Genomic DNA, 22,691 nt, shown 5'->3' on the forward strand with positions numbered 1-22,691 from the left:
AGGCCTGGCCGACGGGTGGAGGCGGCGGGGGGGGCGTAGTCCGAAGCGGGTGGTGTTATGGTGTGGCCACGGGGGCCGGTGCCGGCGATCTGCCGCCGAGGGCCTTCACGATGGTGGCGGGCACGTCGCGCGGGGCGCACTGAAACTGGGCGGCGCCCAGATCGACGGCGACCTTGGGCATTCCGTAGACCACGCAGCTCTGTCGGTCCTGGGCGATGGTCACTGCCCCGGCTTGGTGGAGGCGGAGCAGGGCGTGGGCCCCGTCGGCGCCCATGCCGGTGAGGAGCACGCCGATGACTTTGCGGGTGGTGATGCGGGCCGCGGAATCGAACAGCACTTCGACGCTTGGGCAATGGCGATTGACCAAGTCGGTGCCGGTGTAGCGGATGCGGAGGCCGGTTCCGGCGGTGACGATCTGCATTTGGTGGTCGCCGCGGGCCAGGAGGGCGGTTCCCGGGTCGATGGTTTCCCCGTTCACGGCCTCGCGGACGGACAGAGCGGCCGCCCGATCGAGGTGCTGGGCGAAGGAGGCGGTGAAGCCGGCAGGCATGTGCTGGACCATAGCGATCGGCGGGAAGTCAGAAGGTGTGACCACCAGGAGCTGGCGGATGGCATCGGTTCCTCCGGTTGATGCTCCGAGGACGACGAGGTAGCGGTTGGGGTCGAGGCCGGCGGACCGAAACGACGGGGGGGTGGTCTTGACCGGCAGGGGTGGCGGGGCGGGGATGGAGACGGACGCGGCCCGGAGTTTGTCGGCGAGCTCGGCGCCCAGTCGCTGCAGGCTCTGGCGGTTGGGAGCGGCCGGCTTGAAGATCACGTCCAGGGCTCCGACCTCGATGGCTTCGAGGGCGGCCAGATGGCCGGCGGGGGTGGAGTCGCTGCACATGATGACCGGGACGGGATAGTGGATGGTGAGTTTCCGGAGGAAGGTCAGCCCGTCCATTCTTGGCATCTGCAGATCGAGGATGATGACGTCGGGGTGGTAAGCGATGATGAGGTCGCGGGCCTCGTAGGGGTCCTTGGCCGCCCCGATGACGCGTGCGGTCCGCACGTCGCTCAGGGCTCGCACGAGGGTTGCCCGCACGAGTGGCGAGTCATCGACGATCAGGACTTTAACCGGACCTCTTCTCCGCACACCAGACTCCGATTCTCCGGTTCATTCCCCTGGACCGGGTTCACTGCCGCTGATAGACGGTGGGTTCCACGTACTTCAGCGGGTGATCGATTCCGTTGAGGCTCTCCGAGTGCCCGATCATCAGGACCCCCCCCGGCCGCAGCTGGTTGGCCAGCTTGTTGACCAGGGTGTGCTGAGTCTGGCGATCGAAGTAGATCATGACGTTCCGGCAGAAGATGACATGGAAGCCGTGGCGGAAGGGGAAGCTGGGGGTCATCAGGTTGAACCGCGAGAAGGTAATGGTTTTGCGCAGTTCGGGGATCAGCTGGAGGAGGGATTGGCCGTCCTCGCTGCGGATTCTCTGGAAGTACCTGGTCTTCAGGTTAGCCGGAACGGTGCCGACCCGATGCATCTCGTAGGTGCCCAGCTTGGCTCGGCTGAGCACCTTGACGGAGAGATCGGTGGCCAGGATCTTCAGCTCGATTCCCGGGTGCTGAAGGAGGGTATCGTGGGCGATCATGGCGATGGAGTGGGGTTCCTCGCCGCTGGAGCAAGCCGCGCTCCAGATGCGCAGGCACGGGTTGTCGGCGCGCCACTTGTGGTCCTCGACCCACGTCTTGATGATCGAGCTGAGCAGGTGGAAGTGGCGGATCTCCCGGAACAGGTGGGTCGTGTTGGTGGTGATGGCGTCGAGCAGTTCGCAGAGCTTCTCTCCGCTCGGGTCCTCCTCGATGGTGCGGAAGTAGTGCCTGAAGGACTTGTACTCGCCGGTGCGGACCTTCCTGCCGAGCCGGGCTCGGACCAGCTGGATCTTGTTGGCCCCGAGATTGATGCCGCTCTTGGCGTAGACCAAGCGGCGGATCAGTTCGTAGTCATTTCGGGTGAGATCCTGGGTGTCGGCGTTCATTTCCTTCTCCTCGCGTGTCCTAGGCCCCGGCCGGTGATGGTGCTGGGTCTTCGATGAGATGGACCAGCTGGATGCGGGAGCCGTCGACGGAGAGGCTGGCGACGTTCGGGTCCCGGGCGGCGATGAACTCGGGCACTTCCGGCAGGACACGGCATTGCGGGATGCTCAGGTTGTAGATGTCCTGGGAGCCGAAGAACTGGGTGACCAGTTGGCCGCAGAGGATGTTCATGAATTCCTTGACGGCATCCTCGGACTGGTTGTCGACCTGGGGGGCCTCGGGGTCGACGCCGAGGAGGTTGGCGGCCAGTCCTGTGGTGAACCGGCGGGGGCAGTGGAACACCAGCGTGCCGCGGTTCGGGCCGAGGTAGCGGACGCTCGTTTCCAGCCAGACATCCTGGTCGGAGGGTTCGCTTTCCTCGTCGTCCGTGAACATGAACGCCAGGTTGGCCAGGATCTCAGAAAAGAGTTCCTTCAGTGTCGTTTTCGTCTGTGGCATGGTCTTTGACTCCGAGGAGGGGTTTCAACACGTCGCGGAGCTGTTCGGGGTGGAACGGTTTGCGGACGTAACCGAAGGCCCCGATCGACTCGAGCTCGGCGATTCGCTGCTGGCTCCCCTCGGTGGACACGATCACGATGGGGATATCCTTGAGCCTGCGGTTGCCGCGCATGCGGGTGAGGAGCTGGATTCCATTCATGGTGGGCATGTTGATGTCCACGAGCATCACCGCCACCGGATGGTCGTTGAGCTGGGCCAGGGCCTCGATCCCGTTGGAGGCCTCATAGACCTCGCCGACGTTGAGTCCGGCGATGTCCAGGGTCTTCTTCACCATCTGCCGAATCGTTACCGAATCATCCACGATCAAGACGTCGTGTGACATCTTTAGACCTCCTGCCTTGCGAGCGCCGGATCGAGTTCCTGGCTTGTTGAGGCCTGGTCGAACATGTTTTCCACTCGTTTCAGTTCCATGAGGGTCTGGGCGCCAATCACTTCGAGGTCGGGCTCGCCCATGCCGTACCGGGCCATGACGCGTTCGTCGGCGCGGTAGCACAATTCGTCGGCTCCGAGTCCGATTCCCAGCAGCAGGCACACGCAGTCGGCCAGGTGCAGGGCGTCGACCAGGCTGTTGGGCGGATCCAGGGCCGCGGGGTTGTGATGGTGGCGGATGCCGAGGGTGATCGCCTCGGGGAGCTGCCATTTCTCGGCCACCCGGCCGCCGATCTCGTCGTGTGAGAAGCCGAGGATCTGTTTTTCGGCTTCGGCGAAGCTGAGGTGGTTTTCGTTGACTCGTTGGGCGATCTCGGCGAACTCCTCGGCCACATACTCGTTGAGGATGACCTTGCCGATGTCGTGGAGCAATCCGGCGGTGAACAGCAGGCTCTTGTTGTTGAAGTCCAGGTGTTCGGAAAGGGACGAGCAGGCGATGGCGACGCCGACGGAGTGTTTCCAGAGGGTGCCTGGGGGCAAGCCGTAGCCCGGCTGGCTCTTGCAGAGCAGCGTGTTGGTGTGCACTGCCATGACCAGTTGGAGGACCTTGGTCGTTCCCAGGCAGCGCATGGCGTCGCTGAGGGAGTACACCTGGCGGGTGAGGCCGAAGAAGGCGGAGTTGACGATTCTGAGCATCTGGCTGGTCACGGCCTGATCGTAGCGGATGGTTTCGACGATCTGTTCCACGGTGCTCTTTGGGTCGTTGACGACGGTGATCAGCTTGAGGACCGTACCCGGCAACGGCTGGATCTCGCGTACCCGGCCGAGGATGGCGTCCACAGTGGTCATAGCTCAACCTCCCCGTCGCGTTTTCTGACGGTGACCCGGCCGTCGGCGACCGATAGTCTCAGGGTGCGGCTGTGGGCTCCGCCGACGTCCTCGGCCTCGATCAGGATGCCGTTTTTCCAGAAGATCTTGCGCAGAGCGATGTAGTTGCGTTTTCCGATATTGAACGTGCCCTTGTCATCGAGCAGCGAGGAGCCGCCGGCCACCTTGGCGACGATCCGCTTCTTGACGGCTCCGAGCTCGTAAGCCGCCCGGAACATGGCGGGGATGCCGGTATCCGCGAACATGGCCGGGTTGGCCCTGGCCTTTTCGGGGGCGATGGTTGAGGAAGGCAGCATATAGTGTATCATGCCTCCCACGTGGACCTCCGGGTCCCAGATGGTGACCCCGATGCAGCTTCCCAGGGAGTGGGTGACCAGCACATCCTGCGGGTTGCCGGATACCACCATGTCCGCGATGTCGACGACTTCCATCACAACCCGCGTCTCCCCGCTCGGCCGGTGTCTCTCAGCCCAGGACCGAGTCCCGCCCCATGACGAGGTTTTCGGAGTTCAAGACCTTGGCGATGTCCAGGAGGATCTTGACTTCATCCTTGACCTTGCCCATACCCAGGATGAAGCCGGTGTCGACGGTCCCGTCCAACTGCGGTGGTGGTTCGATGTTCTCCACGGGGATGTCGTTTACCTCATTGACGGTGTCCACGATAATGCCGATCATCGTTCCCACGTCGACCACGATGATGCAGGTCTGGTCGTTGTACTCGGTTCGCGGCAGGTCGAACTTGGCCCGCAGGTCGATGACGGGGATGACCTTGCCTCGGAGGTTGATGACGCCCTCGACGAAATCCGGGGTTTGCGGGACCTTGGTGATGTCGAGCAGCCCCATGATCTCGCGCACTTTGAGGATCTCGACGCCGTACTCTTCGTTGTCCAGCTTGAAGGTCAGGTACTTGCCGCCGAGCGGTCGTTGTCCGCCGGATCCCGGCCCGTTCGCCGTCGGCCGGTCAAGCAGCGTGTTCATGCGGAATCTCCTTGGTGTTGGAATCCGGCCGGCGATCGATCAGTTGTCGCTGCTGGTATCGTTCGTGAGCCTCGACCAGGCCGGAGGCCTCCATGATCAGGCCGACGCGTCCGTCGCCCAGGATGGCGGCGCCGGCGATGCCCTGCAGTCCCTCGAATCGCTCGCCGAGGGTTTTGATGACCACTTGCTGCTGGCCGAGCAGGTCGTTGACGACGAAGCCGACCGGCCGGCCATCGACGTTGCAGATCACGACCATGGCGTCGCAGGGGTCCACCCGCTCGCTCAGCCCGAAGAGTATTCCCAGCGGGATGAGTGGGATGAGCTGTTCGCGCACCTGGATCATTTCGCCGCGCTGCTGAACCGTGAACACCTGATCGGGTAGCGGGCGTAATGCCTGGGCGATGGCGATGGTGGGGATGATGAATCGCTCGCGGCCGACGCTGACCACCATGCCGTCGATGATGGCGAGCGTCAGAGGCAGGCGGATGTAGAACGTCGAGCCCTTTCCCTTCTCGGAGGCGATTTCGACCTTACCGCGGAGCTGGTCGATGTTCCGCTTGACGACGTCCATGCCCACGCCGCGGCCGGAGATATCGGTGATCTGGGCGGCGGTGGACAAGCCGGGGGCGAAGATGAGCTGGTACGCCTGCTGGTCGGTCAGTTCTTCGCCCGGCTGGACCAAGCCCTTTTCGATGCCCTTGGCGATGAGCATCTGCGGGTCGAGGCCTTTGCCGTCGTCGCTGATCTCGACCACGATGTTGCCGCCCTGGTGATAGGCGGCCAGGTGAACGTGCCCGACCGGGTTCTTGCCGGCCGCGCGGCGAGCCTCGGGGGGCTCGATCCCGTGATCGACCGCGTTGCGGACCATGTGGATGAGCGGATCGCTGATCTGCTGGATGACGTTCTTATCGAGTTCGGTTTCCTCGCCGGCGAGGCTGAGTTGGACCTGCTTGCCGGCCTTTCGGGAGACATCGCGTACCAGGCGGGCCATCTTCTGGAAGGTGCCGCCGATCTGGACCATCCGCAGCGACATGGCCATTTCCTGGACGTTGCGCACGATCTTGCTGACCTGGCCGACGTCCTTGTTGAGCTTGGGGTCGCCGCTGATCAGCGAGTTGGCGTTGACCAGGGTCTGGGCGATGACCAGCTCGCCCACCATGTCGACCAGGAAGTCGAGTTTGGCGGTATCGATTCGGACGGAGAGGTCGGCTGCTCCGCCGGGTTGTCCGCCGGCGGAGGCGGCGGTGGCGGGGGGAACGAAGGTTGGGGCGGAAGCTGACGCCGCGGGTGCCGGTTGAGTCTGGGCGGGCCTTGTCGCGGTCTCGATTGTCGGGCTGTCCGCACCTTGGGCTCGGGTCTGGGTGCGAATGGCTCGGCCGATCTGCCTGGGGGTTGCGCTTCCCAGATCGATGAGGATCTCGCCCAGTTTCTGATCGGGGCTGGTCTTCTGCATTTCCACAGCGAGTGCCACCGCTTCCGGCGAAGTTGCGCCGGTCTCGATGAGGATGTCCCCGAGCCGCTTGGGTGACCCGAACGAATCGTCGGTGCTGGTGTCCACGCTGAGCTGGCCGGCAACGATGGCCCGGAGTTTGTCGATCATTTCGGCCACGGGGGGCTGGGGAATGGTGTCGCCGCAAGGGTCGGTCAGGTAGACGCCGATCGCGTTGACCTGCAGTTTGAGGATATCCACGACGGCGAAGATGAGGTCGATCAAGCCAGGCGTGACCTGGCGTTCTCCCCTGCGTCCCTGGTCGAGCAGTGTTTCCACTTCGTGGGTCAGACCGTTGATGTCCCGGAGGTTGAGGAAGCCGGCCATGCCTTTGATGGTATGGAACGGCCGGAACAAATCGTCGATTTTTTCGGTGTTGTTCGGGGCGGCTTCGACATCGAGCAGCGCGCCTTCGACCGCCTCGATATGTTCGCGGGCCTCTTCGACGAAGCCCTTCACGAACTCGAGCTCGGCTTCGTTGATTTTGAGCGGCTGGGATTGGTAGGTTGCGGGAATGCTGCCGCTGAGGGCCGCCTCTGGCGCGAAGGGGGTCTTCGGCCGCTCGGCGGTGGCCGGTGCTGCGGGTTGGGTTTGCCCGGCAACGGGGGGCGCCGAGGGGGCCGATGGCGAGGGAGTGGTCGGTTCCGCCGGCAACTGGCGGGGCAGACTCTCGGAGGCGAGTTCGGCCAGCCGGTTGATGGAACCGGACATGTCCGTGAACGCGGCGGCGACGTTGGTGATCTCTCCGAGGATAAGGGCTTCCAACTGGCTGCTGACGGTGTTGGTCTGTTGGGCTAAGGCCGGGCAGGGGACAGGACCGCGTTCCTCCGTCGCCCGGATCACTTTCTCGCACCAGCCATGCATCTGGGCCAACGAGCTGAGGTCATCGGGCTCGATCCGACCGACGGTGTCGGAGAGTCGGGTGACGAGTTCGCTGAGATCTCGGGCGGAGAGCTTCTCGATCGCCTTGGTCATGATTCACCCTTTTGCGTTGACGGCGTCCGCACGACGGTTCAATCCTCACGGTCGCGCCGCCTGGCTCCTTTCGCCGGCCCCGCAAGCTGCCTCTGTCCGCATCCAGGGTCGTCCCCGGTGGGTATGTCGGCTGATCGCGGGAAGGACTTCATGCCAAAGCCGCTTGCCTTCCGTCGCGAAATCGGCACAATACAGCCCTGCGGCCGTATGTTGCGGCCGGTGTGGTCACACTCGCCCGGGATCTCTGACCTGCGAGGATTCAAAGGAGAAACGAACATGGCCCCGCGCACCCTTCGTGCCTTTCGGTCGTTATCGGTCGTCCTGGTGGTGCTCACGGCCCAAGGCCTGGTGCAGGCCATCACCACGGGGTCCCTGTTGAATGACATGACCGATCTCCAGCGATTGGCCGAGCAGCCGTCGCCGGCCTACACGACCAAGCAGTTCTCGAGTTATGATCGTGCGTCGACCGATCCTAAGATCGCCACGGAGAAGAACTGGTTTGCCAACGGCGACTGTGGGCGGTACTTGCGGGTCGAGGAGCGAGCCGGGCGGAAGGAGCACGTCATGATGGACATTGACGGGCCCGGGGCGATCGTCAGGATCTGGTCGGCGAATCCCAAGGGGACATTAAGCATATACCTGGACGGCAACGATGATCCGGTACTTCAGGCGCCCATGTCCGATCTGCTCGGCGGCAAGGTGGAAGGGCTTCCCAAACCGATCGCGGGGGAGCGCTCTGCGGGCTGGAACCTGTACTTTCCCATTCCGTACGCGAAGCACTGCAAGGTGACCAGTGATCAAGGCGATTTCTACTACCACGTGAATTATCGGACCTACCCGGCGGATACGGAGGTCAAGACCTTTGTGGCGGACGACCTGAAGCAGCACGCGGCGGAGATCAAGGAGCTGGCCAGGAAGCTGGCGTCCCCGCGGTCAGCGGTGGTTCTGCCTGGGGATGCGGCGAAGACGAGCTTCAGCAAGTCCGTGGCGGCGGGGGCGGGTGTGGACCTTGTGGAGTTGCAGGGTGCCAAGGCCGTTCGTAGGCTGGAGATGACGTTGTCGGCCAAGGATCTGGCGGCGGCCGCTCGGGGCGTGGTGATGCAGATGACCTTTGACGGGGAGCAGACGGTCGAGTGCCCGGTGGGTGATTTCTTTGGCACGGCTCCGGGTCTCAACGGATTCGAAGCGTTGCCCTGCGGCATCGTGGCCGGCAGTCCGGCGACGCTTTACTCCCACTGGGTCATGCCGTTCAAGAGCGGCGCGAAGATCGCGGTGAAGAATTTCGGCAAGGAGCCGGTGCAGATTTCGGGCACCGCCGCCAGCGTGCCCTACACCTGGACCTCCGGATCGATGCACTTTCATGCCAAGTGGCGGATCCAGCGTGATCTGCCGACGCGGCCGTTCACCGACTGGGCTCATCTGGAGTGCACGGGCTCCGGCCGATTTGTCGGCGGATCGCTGCACGTGGTCAACCCGGTGCGTGACTGGTGGGGCGAGGGTGATGAGAAGATCTACGTTGACGGCGAGGCGATGCCGAGTCACTTCGGCACGGGGACCGAGGACTACTACGGCTACGCGTGGTGCAGTCCGGCTTTGTTCGTGCACGCGTACCACAACCAGCCCCGGTGTGACGGGCCCGGCAACTACGGCAACACCTCGGTGAATCGTTTTCACATTATTGATGACGTCCCGTTCACGAAGCAGTTCAAGTTTGACCTTGAGAACTGGCACTGGCATGTGACCGCGAAGACGGTTCGGGCGGCGGTGAGTTACTGGTATGCCAAGCCGGGCGGGAAGGACTTTTTTGCGTCGCTGACGGCCGCGGACCTGGTTCTGACCGAGGTACCCGAGTACCAGGTGCCCCGCGTGCCGGGGGCTCTGGAGGGCGAGAAGCTGAAGGTCGTCGGCAAGACGGGCAAGCTGGAGATTCAGGATCTGGGCGAGCGTTACAGCAACGGTTGCCAGCTGTGGTGGACCCAGGCCAAGCCCGGCGAGAAGCTGGAGCTGGCGTTCGAGGTCAAGGAAGCGGGGCCCAAGCACGTGATGGTCAGGCTGACCAAGGCTCGCGATTACGGTCAGGTTCAGCTGTACGTTAATGGTCGGAAAGCCGGGGCGGTCATGGATCTCTATAACCCGGACGTCATCGCCACGGAGGAGATCGACCTTGGGGTCTTTGATCTCAAGGCTGGCGAAAACCAGTTGGGGGTCGAGATCACTGGAGCCAACGAGAAGGCGATCCAGGCGTACATGTTCGGCCTGGACTACGTGAAACTGAAATGACCGCGTTGAGGCCTGCCGTGGCGAGGGCCTTGGCCGTGAGAGGGCGAGGCCGTACGCGGATTGCATTGTGGCAGGCGGCGCCGGAGAGATTGGCCATGCGTTCGTTCTGGTGTCTTTGGGCTGGCGTGGTCATGGTATTGTTGGGACCGAGGCTGTCGGCGGTGGCCGGGGTGCCGGCGGTTCAAACCGGCATTGACGTGCTGGTGACGGACGGTTTCAGGCCCCTGGCCGGCAAGCGTGTGGGGCTGGTCACGAATCCGACCGGGGTCACGTTTGACTTGCGGAGCACGGCGGACGTGCTGAACAGGGCTCCGAACGTCAAGCTGGTGGCGCTGTTTGGGCCGGAGCACGGCATTCGCGGAGATGTGTTTGCGGGGGACAGGGTCGCGGACTCGGTCGACACCGCGACCGGTGTTCCGGTGTACTCGCTGTACGGCAAGACGCACAAGCCGACTCCGGACATGCTCAAGGGAATCGACGTGCTGGTCTATGACATCCAGGACATCGGTTCCCGCTCCTACACTTACATCAGCACGATGGGCATCGTCATGGAGGCTGCGGCGGAGAACCACGTCGAGTTCATGGTTTTGGACCGTCCCAATCCGCTGACCGGCAAGCGCGTGGAGGGCCGGCCGATCGACGAAGCCCATCGTAAGATTGGCTCGAACGTGGGCAAGTATCCGATTCCCTACCTCTATGGTCTGACCTGTGGTGAACTGGCCCGGATGATCAACGAAGAAGGTTGGCTGGCCAAGGGGGTCAAGTGCAAGCTCACGGTGATTCCGATGACCGGCTGGCGGCGGGACATGTGGTTCGACCAGACGGGTCTGCCCTGGGTGCCGACCTCCCCGCACGTTCCGCGGGCGGACGTGGCCATGTTCTACGCCGCCACGGGCATCATGGGGGAACTGCAGACGGTCAGCGAGGGCGTCGGCTACACGCTGCCGTTCGAACTGGCGGGTGCCCCATTCATCAAGGATGCGGAGGCCCTGGCCCAGAATCTCAACAATCGGCGGTTGCCCGGGGTTCGGTTTCGCCCGATCTACTTCAAGCCTTATTACATTGATCGGATCAAGGGGCAGCCGTGCGGTGGCGTGCAGATTCACATCACCGACCGGGAATACGTCGAGCTGACGCCGATCCAGTTTCACATCATGGACGCGATCCGGGAACTCTACCCGAATGAGAACCTGGTCGGCGACGGCAAGCGGTTGGACATGTTGTCCAAAGTCTGTGGCACGGATCGTATTGGTGAGATGCTCGGGCAGAGAAGGCCGTCGGAGGAGATTATCCGCTTCTGGAGCAGTGATCTCGACGAGTACATGGCCAAGCGGGCCAAGTTCCTGCTCTATGATTGACAGGCTCGCGGTTGGGCGGATATGCTCCTGCTGACAGCTGTTTTCCCCCTATCAGCGAGGGCTACACATGACCAAGACGTCATTCTTGAGAGGCATTTCCATTGGCGTGCTGATCGTTCTGGCGGTTTTTGGCTGCCGGGAGCAGGCTCCGAGCGGTGGAGCGGGCGGCGCCGCCAGCCAGCCGGCGTTGGAAGGTGCGATCGTGCTGACCTACGCCAACTTTCCGCCGGCGAAGACCTTCCCGTGCGTGCAGATGGAGCGGTGGAAGACGGAGATCGAGAAACGCACCCAGGGCAAGGTCACGGTGAAGACATCGCCGGGTGGCACGCTGCTGGGTGCCAAGAACATGTTTGACGGGATCATCTCAGGCGTGGCCGACATCGGCAATTTCGCGATGAGCTACCAGCCGGGCCGATTCCCGGTATCCGAGGCCGTGGACCAGCCGCTGAGTTTCGCCAGCGCCAAGGCGGCCTCGCTCGCGCTGTACGACCTCATCGAGAAGTACCAGCCCAAGGAGTTCGAGAAGGTCAAGCTGGTGACCCTGTTCGCCTGCCCGCCCGCCAGCATCATGACCACCAAGCCGGTGCGGTCGCTGGCCGACCTCAAGGGCATGTCGCTTCGGGTATCCGGGACGGCCACCGACGTGATCAAGAGCCTGGGGGCCACGCCGGTGGGCATGCCGCAGTCGGATACGCCTGACGCTCTCCAGAAAGGCGTCATCCAGGGTGTGGTGTCGTCTCTCGAGGTGCTTCAGGACATGGGGTATGCCTCGTACTGTCCCTATGCCACCCCGGCCAACCTGCACGTGGTCACGTTTGCGGTGGTGATGAACCTGGAGAAGTGGGAGTCGCTGCCGGCGGACGTGAAGAAAGCGATTGACGAGCTGCGCCGCGATCAGGCCGTCTGGACCGGGGAATACGTGGACCAGCATGTTGCCGAAGCCCTGGCCTGGGCCAAGGAGAAGCACAATCACCAGGTCAACAAGCTGCCGGACTCGGATTTGGCCCAAATGGCCGAGGTGTTCAAGCCGTTGGTGGACGCGTACGTGGACAGGCTGGTCAAGGCCGGTCTGCCCGGCAAGGAGATCATGGCCGATCTGCTTCGCCTCAAGGCGGAGCACGAGAAGGCCCCCTGAGCCGGAGGACGTCGCGTGGCGTGGCTTGACAAGTTGACTGTGGTCGTCAACCGCGTGCTGATTGTGTTGGGTGGGGTTGCCGTGCTCCTGCTGATGGGCGTGGCCACGACCAACGTGGTCATGCGCCTGTTTGGCGGGAACCTCGAAGGGGCCTACGAACTCGTTGGTTTTGCCGGGGCGGTGGCTGTCGCCTGTGCTCTGGGGGCCACCCAGCGACGGAAAGACCACATCGTGGTGGATATCATCAGCCGCTCCTATCCTCCGGTGGTGGCGAAGCTGGTCGACTGTCTCCAGTACCTGGTCACGCTCGTTTTCTTCGCCATCATCGCCTACCAGGTATTTCGGCACGCGATGGCTTTGCGTGAGAACGGCGAGGTTTCGGAGACACTCAAGATCATCTACTATCCCTTTGTGGTCTGCGTGGCGGCAGGTTGTGCGGCCATGGTTCTCAATCTCGCGGTTGATCTGAGCAATCTTCTCGGGTGGTCCCGGCCCCGGGTGGCCTCATGAGCGACCCGGTCCTCGGGCTCTGTGCCATTGGCATCATGGTCGTGGCCATGCTTGTGTCGCGCATGCCGGCCGCGTTCGTCATGGCCATCATCGGCTTTGTGGGGATCGCCGTGGTTCGGTCCCCTGAAGCGGCCATGGGTATCCTCCGCACCGAAGTTTGGACTTCCTTCTCCAAGTCGGAGTTCACGGTCATTCCGATGTTCATCCTGGTCGGGGAGTTCATCTTCTATGCCGGCTACAACGACCGGCTGTTCCACGCCACCTATACCTGGGCGGGCCATCGGCGTGGGGGGCTGGCCATCGCGACCATGCTGGCCTGTGCCGGTTTCTCCGCGATCTGCGGCTCCAACACCGCCACCGCCGCCACGATGAGCGCCGTGGCGATTCCGTCGATGAAGCGGTACAACTACCATGCGGTCCTCCGCAGCGGGGCGGTCGCGGCCGGGTCGACCCTGGGCGTCATGATCCCGCCGAGCATCGTGCTGGTGGTCTATGGGCTCTACACCGGCCAGTCGATCGGCAAGCTTTTTGTCGGCACGTTGATCCCCGGCGGTCTGCTCACGGTGTTCCTGTCGCTGACCGTCGTGGTGATCTGCCGTCGTCATCCCGACTGGGGTCCCGAAGGTCCCAACGCCACCTGGGGCGAGCGGCTGCGGTGTATTCCCGACGTGCTCGATATTCTGGTCCTGTTCCTGGTCATCATGTCTGCTCTGCTGTCGGGGTTCGTGACTGCGACCGAAGCGGCAGCGGTCGGCTGCACGCTGGGTCTGCTGTTCTGCCTGTTGCGCCGCCGTTTGAGCTGGCACGCTTTCACCATGGCGGTCTATGACACGCTGCGCATCTCCTGTCTGGTGTTCATGATTCTGGTTGGGGCGACGCTGTTCGGGCGATTCATGAACGTCACCGGCCTTCCCGACGCCGTCGCCCAGTGGATCGGCGGCCTGGCGTGGCCGTCCTGGGCGGTTCTGCTGACGATGCTCTTGTGCTACCTGGTCGGCGGCTGCTTCATGGATGCCCTGGCGTTCCTGCTGATTTCGTTGCCGATCTTCTCGCCGCTGGTGGCCAAGATGGGCTACGATCCGGTCTGGTTTGGCGAGGTCATCTGCCTGGTGACGACTCTGGGCGCGATCACCCCGCCGGTCGGCATTTCCTGCTTCGTCGTGGCGGGCATGTCCAAAGAGGTGCCCATGGAGCAGGTGTTCAAAGGGGCGCTTTACTACCTTCCAGCGTACATCATTACCTTCCTCCTGATGCTGCTTTCCCCGTACTGGACTGTCCTGGCTTGGTCCAACCTGTCGCGATGATCAGACATCTCGGGGGTTCGCGGCTGGTCCGCGTTCACCCACCGACCGAGCAACGGTGGCTGTCCTGGACACCCCCTACTTCATCTCGGTTTGATCTCTGTGCGGCGCAGCTGGGCCTGCGGGTTCGAATCGGGGACCATTTCGACTCGATGCTCTTGTGCCCAAGGTACTGGAAGGCAAGGTTTCGCGCCGAGGAACAGGGTCATTCCGTGGACCGATCGACCGGAATCGTCGCGAGGTCATGCGTCACCTGGTAGGTTTTTTTCTGCCTCACCAGGGCGGTGGCGTCATTCCAGCGCCCCTCCGTCACACGCATGGCAGGCAGGTGCGGCATTGAACGGGCGATCCCTCAAGGGGCCAGCGGCTTGTGGGCGAGGTCGTCCATGGACTCGGTGTTCTTGCCGCGTGCGACGGGGGTGGGGCGCGGGCTTGTTGCCCATATAAGGCCCACCGCATCGAACCGGGATGAACACCGAGTAGGCGCGGTGGACGGGACAAGATATACTGAATGCGTGCCGGGAGAAGTAAGCCGTGCACATCGCCCAATCTGCACGGTGAAGTCGCTGGGGTGGCTGTACGACAAATCACTTTCTCATGTAAGGAGGTTTGAGATGCAGAAGCGCGGGCGCTGGCTGGCGGGCCTTGCTCTGACCCTCGTCTGGGGATCGAGCGGCTACGCCCAAGTGATCGGGGACTGGGAAAACGGATCGATGGATGGGTGGGCGGTCTCGGGGGGCGCGCCCGCAGGTACGACGGTCGATTTCAGCACGACCGGGGTGACGCGAGGCGCCTCGGCGCTCAAAGTGACGGCCGGGGCGAGCGGCTACCAGCAGGTTCTGGCCATTTCGCTGAACGATCCGGCAGGGCTGGATGCCTTCTTCGGCAACAACCAGTTCGATGTCAACGTGACCCGGGTGGCGTCCGAGTGGGTTGGGGCGACGAGTTGGTGGAACGGCCTGCACCTGATCATCAATGCCAGTTCGGATCTGGGGGGCATCTGGCAGGATCTTGGCTGGTCGGGCGGGTGGAACAACGGGAACGGCACCGCCACGGTGACGGCCTCGTGGGATTACAGTGCCGTGAAGGCCTTGCTTGACAGGAACACCATCACCTACCTCGAACTGGTGATCGTCACGAACTTTGACACCGCTTTCACCGCTTGGGGCTCGCACTACCTGGACGATGCGCACTTCACGCAAGGCTGGCCCGGGATTAGCGACTGGGAGGATCGGGCAGACGGCTGGTCAAGCTGGGGGGCGACCACGCCCTTCACTTACAGTGCGACCGGGGCAACACTGAACACGCGAAGCCTGAAGATGCAGAACGCCGTCGGGGGCTGGAGGAATGCGATCGCTTACAGCATCACGGGCCATGGCCAGGTCGCGCAGTTTCTGGCCAGCGACATCTTCGCTGTCGACGTGACGCGGCTGGTCGCTGACTGGACACCGGATCCGGCGGCGACGAGCAAGGGTGCCAGCCTGATGCTGGTCGTGAACTACGGCGGCAGCCTCAGTGGCAGAGGCTGGCGAATGATCGGCGAAGTGGCCTCGTGGGATGGTACGGCGGACTCGACCGTCACCGCGGCATGGGACTACGCCTTTCTCAAGGCCGACATCCCAGTTGACACCGGCTGGCTCGAGCTCGTGCTTGTCACCAACACGTGGGGGTACACCGGCACGGCCACGTACTACCTGGACAACGCCCGCTTCGCGGCCGGGCCGGCGGGGCGATACACGATCAACGAGTTCGACACGGCTGAGGAGGCCGCTCAGTGGCATATCAACAACGACAACTTGCCGGGGGCCGTGGTGGAATGGGACCCGACGGTTGACTTCGATGGTGGGGCGTGTGGTCCAGATGGCAACCCCCTCCCCGGCGGGGCCAATCCCTGCTCCGGTTCTCTCAAGGTCACCGTGCCCTGGACGCCGACCGGGGACGATGGCGTAGTGATTCAGCGTGACATGTTCCCTCAAGGCGTAGACCTGACCGAGTACACGGTCTTCGAAGCCAGTGCCAAGCACGATCCTAGTTCGCCGGCGTACCAGTGGGGGGGGGCTGGGTGGAGCAACTGGATCTTCCAGAGCACCGGCTGGAGCTGGGACGGGATAGCTCACGGCAACCTCAACAACACGGGTGACCGTTCGCTGAACGACTGGACGTCTTACGATACCGTCTGGAACGGCCTGCCGAATCCGGCGCCGCCGCGGGACATGGTCCGAGCCATCGTATTCCAGCTCGGCGGAGTGAGAGACGTGCAGGTCGATGGTGCGAATGGAACCACCATCTTCTGGATCGACAACATCCGCCTTGGCCGCGATCGCTCCTGCCAGGACCCGCTCCACTGCGTGTTGTGCGGCGACCTCACCGATACCGACGGGGACGGACGCACGGACGTCTGTCAGAGCGAGAATCCTGACTGCCACGGCACCATCTACTGCCCGATGGAGACCGAGTGCAGCAATGGGCTCGACGATGACGGTGACGGTCTGATCGACTGTGCCGACTCCGACTGTGCCATGAGCCACAACTGCCTCTACCACGACCCATTTGCGGATATTGACGGTGACGGCGACGTGGATCAGCTTGATTTTGGCGAGTTTCAGCTCTGTTTCACGGGGGATATGCAGGGGCCCCCGGCGATGGGCTGCGGCACGCTGGATCGGGACAACGACGCGGACGTGGACGCCATGGATCTGGCCAAGTTCCAGGACTGCTTCAGTGGACCGATGGTCCCGGCTGACAAGGCCTGTGACGGCATCGAACCGCCTTGAGGTAGTCGTCCGGCGAGAGAACCGCGCCGGCCGGACGGGTAACAGCCTGACGCACGAGCGAGGACTGCAGCCCAACACGAGTTCCCGCTATCGAACAAGTCGGATGGCGTGTTTCGGCCCGAATGAAGCGCGGCCAACCGCTTCGATCCCGATGAGGAGATCGGTCGGAAGTGCTCCGTCCGCGGGTGCGACGATCGCATCGTCGACGATGGTGGAGCCCTGGTGATCCACGGAGCCGGGCAGGGGTATTCTGCGAAGGTGATCTCCCTCGCGGATCACCAGCACGACGGAGCCCTGTCGCCCAACGTCTTGGCCGGAACTGAGCCAGCGGGCTTCCCCCAGATTGGTGAGTGTCACCCGTAGCCGCGTGGCGACATCGCCACGGAGCTTGATCGAGGCTCCGTTGTCGAGTGTGGACCATCTACCGTCGGCACCTTCCACTTCGACCGAGTCAAATGCGGCATCGAGGTATTTCGGCGGATTGGGCTCGCTGTGGGGTACGTTGCCGATCGCGTCCAGGGGGCACTCGGCGGAGGTCGTGGCTGTGCCCAGGGTTCGAAGACCCGGGGTCCGGCCGGTCTCGATCGCTTTCCAGAACTCGTCCTTGGCCGCGTCATAGATCCCGGAAACGCCGTCGGGGTGCCGGTCGCGGTCGATTTCGATCCAATGGTCGATGGGTTTGGGCAGGGGGGCGTTGAGGAATGGGCTGGCTTGTTCTCGGATGACCAGGGTCACCGGGCGGTCGGAGCCATCCGGGTTGATGATGCCGTAGTCGCTGGCCTCGTGGCAGCGGAAGCCGCCGGGGTACCACCAGAAGAACACGCCGTCGGATCCGCTGGCGATGAACATTCGGTACAGGTCGCGGTAGAGCTGGGCCTGGAAGGTCAGGAGGGAGGGCGAGGGGGCCATGGTGCCGAGATCCCAGACGTGGACCCCGGCCTCGGCCCAGATGACCGGCCGGTTCGGTCCTGCCCAGCGGGCGTAGGCCACTTGGAACCAACCCGGCTTCACCTTCTCCCAATTGCCGATTCGGCCATAGGCTTCGGGAGCCAGGAAGTCGACGGCCGCCGCCAGGTATGGGAAGTCATAGGTGATCCGGCCGTTCCATCGGTACGTCGGGCAAGCGGCGTCGGCCATGCGGAAGCTGACCAGGTGATTGGGGTCGATCTCGCGGACCCGATGCCGGGCGTGGCCGTACTTGTGATACAGCAGGGTGTCGAGGAATCGCCGGTAGGCCGCGGTCATGGCGCGCCATGGTCCGTTGGTGTCGATCTGCTCCGGCGGGGGGCTGGTGATCGTGCCGGCGGCATCGCGCGGCGCAGGTGCCTGCCAGTGTTTCTCGGCAGCATCGATGCTCCCGTAGCGCTCCACGATCCACTGTTCCCAGTGGCGGTCCCAGATTCTGCGTTCCTCGCGGGTACCGAAGGTCGGTTCCCAATCCAGGTCGTACGCGAAGATCGTGTCGTTATCCCTCAGGTGGTTGAACTCGATGATCTCTTTCATCAGCGGCCAGCAAGGGGTGAAGTTCTTGGGTGAGCCGGGGCGCAATGACAGGTTGGCTCTCAGATCCAGGTTTTCCAGTCGGCGGAGCAGGTCGAGCAGGTTCTGGTCGCGGATGGCCTGGTGGTAGACGAAGATGCTGACCGAGTTGAGCCCCAAGGCCTTGATTCGTTCGAGGTCTCGTTGCGCGATCTCGGGGTCGTAGGACCGCCTGCCGAGCCAGTTCTCGAAGTAGGCGGCGTCCTCGGTGCCGATTCCCGACGATGGCATGTAGTTGACGCCGTGGGCCCGCCAGGGCTTGCCGTCGAGCGTGAAGTGGCCGTCCTGGGTGGTGAGGAAGTGTTTCTCCTGCCGGGACTCGCAGGCCTGGGCCTCGGAAACGACGCGGTCGATGACTGCGCCTCCGAGCAGCAGCTCCGCGCAGACCTTGAGTCCCTTCCGCGGCCAGGCGGCTGGCTTCCAGGTCGCTTCCACCGATGCTATCCGGTCACCGTCGAAATGGATGGGCCAGCTTTTCTGCCAGACTTTGTGGCCGTTGTCGTTGTTGCACAGGGTGACGCGTGCCTCGACCGGTCCGGGTTCTCCCGAGTTGGCCTGAAAGGCTCGCACGCCCATCCGCATGGACTGGTTCGGGAAGTAGGCGAAATGATCGGTCCCGCCATCGAGCAGGAGCGTGCCCCGCCTCATCCACCGGGCGACTCGGCCGATCGTCCGAATGGCCTCCGGGTGCCTGTACCAATCGTTGTCGGCGATTCCGAACGACGCCCAGATCGCGCCCTTGTGTGGCCCGTCGGCGTGGCCGATCAGTGTGGCGGGGGTGCCTCGCCATTGTCCGTTGGCGGTGCGAGCCTCGATGAGTGGGATCCAGCGCCAAGTTCGGTTGGAGTCGAAGCCGCCGCCGCGTGGTCGGGGGTGTGGCGAGCGAAGACTGGCCGGGACGGTGAAGACGGCCGGCTCGATGATGGCCTGGTCATCGCGGACGACGAGGGTGCGGACACCGTGGCAGTCGAACAGCTTGTAGACCGGGGCGAGGGTTTCCAGGCGCGGCAGGGTGGCGGTGGTGCAGAGCTGGTCATGTTCCGGTCTGGCCATGGCGGTGCCGAACGGTCCGATCCAGTACTCGTGTGGGCCGCTGCCGACGCTGCGGGTGTGGCTGGCGGCTAGGCCGACGAAGAGGGCGTTGGCGTTCTCAGGTCGGAACGGGCCCGCGGACCGCGCCGGGACGCTTTCCCAGTACCGGAAATCGCGCGGTGTGAGCACATATTGCCGCCACTCCGGAGCAAGGGCGACGACAGCGATCCAGCGGGATCCATCCTTTTCTCGCCATTCGATCGCGAGTTCGCGGGTGTTCGGTCCGCCGCGGGCGGCGAAGATCGTGAGGGTGTGCCCCGGCGGGAACGGCGCGGCGAGGTTTTCCTGTCCGTGTGTGTCCCAGTTCTCCATTTTGGCACAGGTCACGTGCAAGGCTCGTCGCCCGGCTCGGGGGCCCTGGTCGGTCGTCTCCGCAGTGGCGACGCCGTCGCCGGGCCCGTGGGTGCGTATCCATCGGGCGATGCTCGGTGGCGTGAAGTCGAAGACGACGTGAGGAGGCAGATCACCGGCATGTGACCGCTGGTAGTCCTCGCGAGACATCCAGCGTCCCTCGGCCGGGATCACGGCTTGTTCCCAGAGCGGGGTCTTGAGGGCGATGATGTCGCCGCCCGACCGGGCGAAGGTCTCGATGGGCCCGGCCGCGGCGTCCGGCAGCGTATTCCCATTCGCCAGGGCGAGCAGATCGAACTGGCCGGCGCTGAAGCGAGCGGGGTCGCACAATGCGGTCGCGTCCAGTTCGGCGACCTCGTACCCGGCCTGTCGAAGCTCGGTTCCGAGTGCGGCCACCAGGTCGGGGTCTTCGCCGGGCAGTCCCGTGCGGGACAATGCCGCCCGGGGCGGGTGGGCTGGACTCGGCTCGAGCGGGAAGGCAAGACTTACCATCGACACGAGGGCGACGAGGGACGCTCGGTGTGTGTGGATCTGCATGAGGGGATGTCTCCTTGGTGGCCTCGAGACGAAGGATGTTGTAACCTGATTCGACGGCCGGGACCAGCGTGCCGCGTGGCTGTGTCGGGAGGCGCAGGAGCCGGCGTTGGAGGTCCTTTCGGCGTCAGAGGAGGAATACGATGCCTCGCGCGTACCTCGTTGTTTTGGTTGGAGCGGCGATGTCGGTTGTGCTTTTGTGGTCATTTCCTTGTGCGGTGGCCGAGGAGCCCTCCCCCCCGGCTGCCGGTCCGATGGCTGCGAGCGGTGATGCCTTGTGGGATCTGGCTCGGCGCCATGCTCCGAGCATCCGCTTCTCCACGCTTTTCACGGCCGAAGATGTTCGTCATCACCTGGGTGGCCCGGAGGCCGTGAACCGGGCGATGCGCTGGTGCAAGGACACCGGTGTCACCCATGTGTATCTGGAGAGCTTCCGGGGTGGCTACACGGCCCCGAAGGCGTTGCTGCTCAACGCCAAGAAAGCGTTTGCCGACGCCGGCTTTCTGGTCAGCGGCTGTGTCACCACCGTCGGCATCGGCCGCAAGCCTTCCGACGGCTGGCTGTTTCCCTGTTTCAGCGAGCCGGCCGGCCAGGCCAAGCTGGCGGAGGTCTTCGGGTACGCCGCCGAGCTGTTCGACGAGGTCATGATCGACGATTTCTTCGCCACCCAGTGCGAGTGCCCCGATTGTGTCAAGGGGCGCGGCGACAAGCCCTGGGCCGAGTATCGATGCGATCTGCTCATGGACGTTTCCCAGCGGTTTGTCCTGGAGCCGGCCCGGAAGGCCAATCCCAAGGTGAAGCTGATCCTGAAGTATCCCCAGTGGTACGAGCAGTTTCACAAGCGCGGTTACGAGGTTGTTCGCCAGACGAGACTCTACGACAAGATCTGGGTGGGCACCGAGACGCGTGAGCCGGACAGCAAGGAATGGGGTCGCAAGAGCCAGTACGAAGCTTACTTTATCATGCGCTGGCTGGGCGCGATTGGCGGCCCCAAGTGCGGCGGCGGATGGTTCGATCCCTACGGGACCAAGCCGGCCACCTACGTCGAGCAGGCTCGCCAGACCATCCTGGGGGGAGCGGGCGAGGCGGTGCTGTTCTGCTACGGTTCGCTGCAGAACGAGACCGGACCAGCCAACGTGAAGGCTTTGCGACAGGAAATGCCCCGGCTGTTCCGTCTGGCGGAACTGGTGCGCGGCCTGACGCCGCGGGGGATTGCCGCTCCCAAGCCGCCCAACAGCGATGCGGAGGGTGACGAGTACGTCTATGACTACCTGGGCTTGCTCGGCTTGCCCTTGGTGCCGTCGGGCGAGATTCGTGTCGATGTGCCGTGCGCGTTCCTGCCTCGGCAAGCGTTGAAGGACAAGGAGCTGCCCGAGAAGCTGAGCCGGATGATCAAGGCCCGCACGCCGCTGCTTTTGACGCAGACGTTGGCCAAGCTGCTGCCTGACTCGGTGAAGGTCGGCGGCGACTCCATCGAGCTGCTGGAGGTGCCCAAGGACCCGTGGCAGTTGATGGGCCTGCCTGCAGAGCGGTTGAAGGCGATTCGCAAGCTCATGCTTGCGCCGCTGGGCGTGGAGTTTGATGCGCCCAGCCGGGTGGCCCTCTATCTCTTTGGGGATCGGATCGCAGTCATCGAGAACTTCGACGATCGTGAGGTTGAAGTCTCGGTGAAGATGGCGGCTGACAGGGCTGGTCCACAGAGGGATCCCAGGGCATTGTTGGTAGTTCCGGCGGATGCCGCCCCGATGACCACCGGCGGAGGCTCGACCCGGGTGACGCTGGCGCCCCGCTCACTGATCGTTCTTGACTTCTGACGTCAAGGCGGCGACCGGGCCGGCTTTGGCGTCGCCGGGCGTACGCCGGGGTCTTGAATGATGGGTGCCTGGTTCAGTGCTCCTTGCCCGCGTAAGCTTTGGTGCGGGTATCGACGCGGATGAGATCGCCGGTCTTGATGAAGAGGGGCACGCGTACGGTGAGCCCGTTCTCCAGGGTAGCTTCCTTGGTGATGTTGGCGGCCGTACCGACCGAATGCTCCGGTGCGGCCGTGAGGGTCACCTTGAGGGGGATGATATCCGGCATCTCCAGGGAGGTCGGGGCATCGTCCACGAACATGACGCGGTATTCCTGACCCTCGACAAGGAAAGGCTCATGCCCGCCCAGCGGAGGACCGTTCAGCTCGTACTCTTCGAACGTCTCGCTGTCCATGAACACTCGGAGGGGACCTTTGGGGTAGAGGTACTGCATGGTCCGCCAGGCCCGGTCGACTTCGGCGACAGGCAGCAGATCGTCAAGCGAGCGATCGACGGGATGGCCGTCGCGGATGTCCCGGAGGGCGACATGGACAGTCGGGCGCTGCTTGCCCGCGTGGTGTTCCTGGAAGTCGGAGACCTCGTAGACATGATTCTGGTGTCGGATGAGCATTCCGCGTTTAAGGGGAATGTTGGCCATAGCCTGTCTCCTCGGCTCGGAAATGAACGTTCCCCTATTATACCACGAACCGGGACAGGCAAGGCTGAGGCTCGGGGGGGCAAGTCGGGGGGG

Annotated in this window: 17 protein-coding genes; 7 read left to right on the plus strand and 10 right to left on the minus strand. The window is 63.7% G+C overall.

Features of this window, described 5'->3' with window-relative positions:
* Positions 1 to 55 precede the first annotated feature (55 nt).
* The 8 genes from cheB to KA354_15310 are packed head-to-tail and all read right to left on the minus strand — an operon-like array spanning position 56 to position 7,276.
* Positions 56 to 1,135, minus strand: coding sequence for a chemotaxis-specific protein-glutamate methyltransferase CheB (gene cheB, locus KA354_15275; GenBank protein MBP7936003.1), 1,080 nt, complete (start codon positions 1,133 to 1,135; stop codon positions 56 to 58).
* A gap of 40 nt (positions 1,136 to 1,175) precedes the next feature.
* Positions 1,176 to 2,021, minus strand: coding sequence for a protein-glutamate O-methyltransferase CheR (locus tag KA354_15280; GenBank protein ID MBP7936004.1), 846 nt, complete (start codon positions 2,019 to 2,021; stop codon positions 1,176 to 1,178).
* A 19-nt stretch (positions 2,022 to 2,040) separates the two neighbouring features.
* Positions 2,041 to 2,517, minus strand: a complete 477-nt coding sequence (locus tag KA354_15285; protein MBP7936005.1) for a chemotaxis protein CheX — start codon at positions 2,515 to 2,517, stop codon at positions 2,041 to 2,043.
* Positions 2,477 to 2,899, minus strand: a complete 423-nt coding sequence (locus KA354_15290) for a response regulator (GenBank protein ID MBP7936006.1) — start codon at positions 2,897 to 2,899, stop codon at positions 2,477 to 2,479. The genes KA354_15285 and KA354_15290 overlap by 41 nt, the downstream gene beginning before the upstream one ends.
* Positions 2,900 to 2,901: 2 nt before the next feature.
* Positions 2,902 to 3,795: an HDOD domain-containing protein gene (locus KA354_15295; GenBank protein MBP7936007.1), complete on the minus strand. Its 894-nt coding sequence runs from the start codon at positions 3,793 to 3,795 to the stop codon at positions 2,902 to 2,904.
* Positions 3,792 to 4,268: a chemotaxis protein CheD gene (locus KA354_15300; GenBank protein ID MBP7936008.1), complete on the minus strand. Its 477-nt coding sequence runs from the start codon at positions 4,266 to 4,268 to the stop codon at positions 3,792 to 3,794. Before KA354_15300 ends, KA354_15295 begins: the two co-directional genes overlap by 4 nt.
* Positions 4,269 to 4,299: 31 nt before the next feature.
* Positions 4,300 to 4,812: a purine-binding chemotaxis protein CheW gene (locus tag KA354_15305; GenBank protein ID MBP7936009.1), complete on the minus strand. Its 513-nt coding sequence runs from the start codon at positions 4,810 to 4,812 to the stop codon at positions 4,300 to 4,302.
* The gene (locus tag KA354_15310) at positions 4,796 to 7,276 is read right to left on the minus strand and encodes a chemotaxis protein CheA (protein MBP7936010.1); all 2,481 of its coding nucleotides are present in this window, start codon (positions 7,274 to 7,276) and stop codon (positions 4,796 to 4,798) included. The genes KA354_15305 and KA354_15310 overlap by 17 nt, the downstream gene beginning before the upstream one ends.
* A 276-nt stretch (positions 7,277 to 7,552) precedes the next feature.
* On the opposite strand from KA354_15310, the gene KA354_15315 reads away from it, so the two are divergent.
* The 6 genes from KA354_15315 (at position 7,553) to KA354_15340 (ending at position 16,634) form a co-directional block, all read left to right on the plus strand.
* On the plus strand, positions 7,553 to 9,556 hold the full coding sequence (locus KA354_15315; protein MBP7936011.1) for a DUF2961 domain-containing protein: 2,004 nt from the start codon (positions 7,553 to 7,555) through the stop codon (positions 9,554 to 9,556).
* Between the two features lie 131 nt (positions 9,557 to 9,687).
* Positions 9,688 to 10,914 (plus strand): DUF1343 domain-containing protein, encoded by a 1,227-nt coding sequence (locus KA354_15320; GenBank protein MBP7936012.1) that lies wholly within the window; start codon positions 9,688 to 9,690, stop codon positions 10,912 to 10,914.
* Between the two features lie 67 nt (positions 10,915 to 10,981).
* Entirely contained in the window at positions 10,982 to 12,049 is a 1,068-nt protein-coding gene (locus tag KA354_15325; protein ID MBP7936013.1) for a TRAP transporter substrate-binding protein, read from the plus strand.
* Between the two features lie 15 nt (positions 12,050 to 12,064).
* A complete protein-coding gene (locus KA354_15330) occupies positions 12,065 to 12,559 on the plus strand; it encodes a TRAP transporter small permease (GenBank protein ID MBP7936014.1) in 495 nt (164 codons plus the stop codon).
* Entirely contained in the window at positions 12,556 to 13,863 is a 1,308-nt protein-coding gene (locus KA354_15335; protein ID MBP7936015.1) for a TRAP transporter large permease, read from the plus strand. Before KA354_15330 ends, KA354_15335 begins: the two co-directional genes overlap by 4 nt.
* A 1,961-nt stretch (positions 13,864 to 15,824) precedes the next feature.
* Positions 15,825 to 16,634 (plus strand): hypothetical protein, encoded by an 810-nt coding sequence (locus KA354_15340; GenBank protein ID MBP7936016.1) that lies wholly within the window; start codon positions 15,825 to 15,827, stop codon positions 16,632 to 16,634.
* Positions 16,635 to 16,721: 87 nt separating this feature from the next.
* Here KA354_15340 and KA354_15345 read toward each other — a convergent pair whose 3' ends face one another.
* Positions 16,722 to 20,153: a hypothetical protein gene (locus KA354_15345; GenBank protein ID MBP7936017.1), complete on the minus strand. Its 3,432-nt coding sequence runs from the start codon at positions 20,151 to 20,153 to the stop codon at positions 16,722 to 16,724.
* A gap of 140 nt (positions 20,154 to 20,293) precedes the next feature.
* On the opposite strand from KA354_15345, the gene KA354_15350 reads away from it, so the two are divergent.
* Positions 20,294 to 21,964 (plus strand): hypothetical protein, encoded by a 1,671-nt coding sequence (locus tag KA354_15350; GenBank protein ID MBP7936018.1) that lies wholly within the window; start codon positions 20,294 to 20,296, stop codon positions 21,962 to 21,964.
* Between the two features lie 73 nt (positions 21,965 to 22,037).
* On the opposite strand, the gene KA354_15355 is transcribed toward KA354_15350, so the two are convergent.
* Positions 22,038 to 22,598 (minus strand): hypothetical protein, encoded by a 561-nt coding sequence (locus KA354_15355; protein MBP7936019.1) that lies wholly within the window; start codon positions 22,596 to 22,598, stop codon positions 22,038 to 22,040.
* Between the last annotated feature and the right edge of the window lie 93 nt (positions 22,599 to 22,691).

It is taken from the genome of Phycisphaerae bacterium (assembly GCA_018003015.1).
Lineage (GTDB): Bacteria > Planctomycetota > Phycisphaerae > UBA1845 > PWPN01 > JAGNEZ01.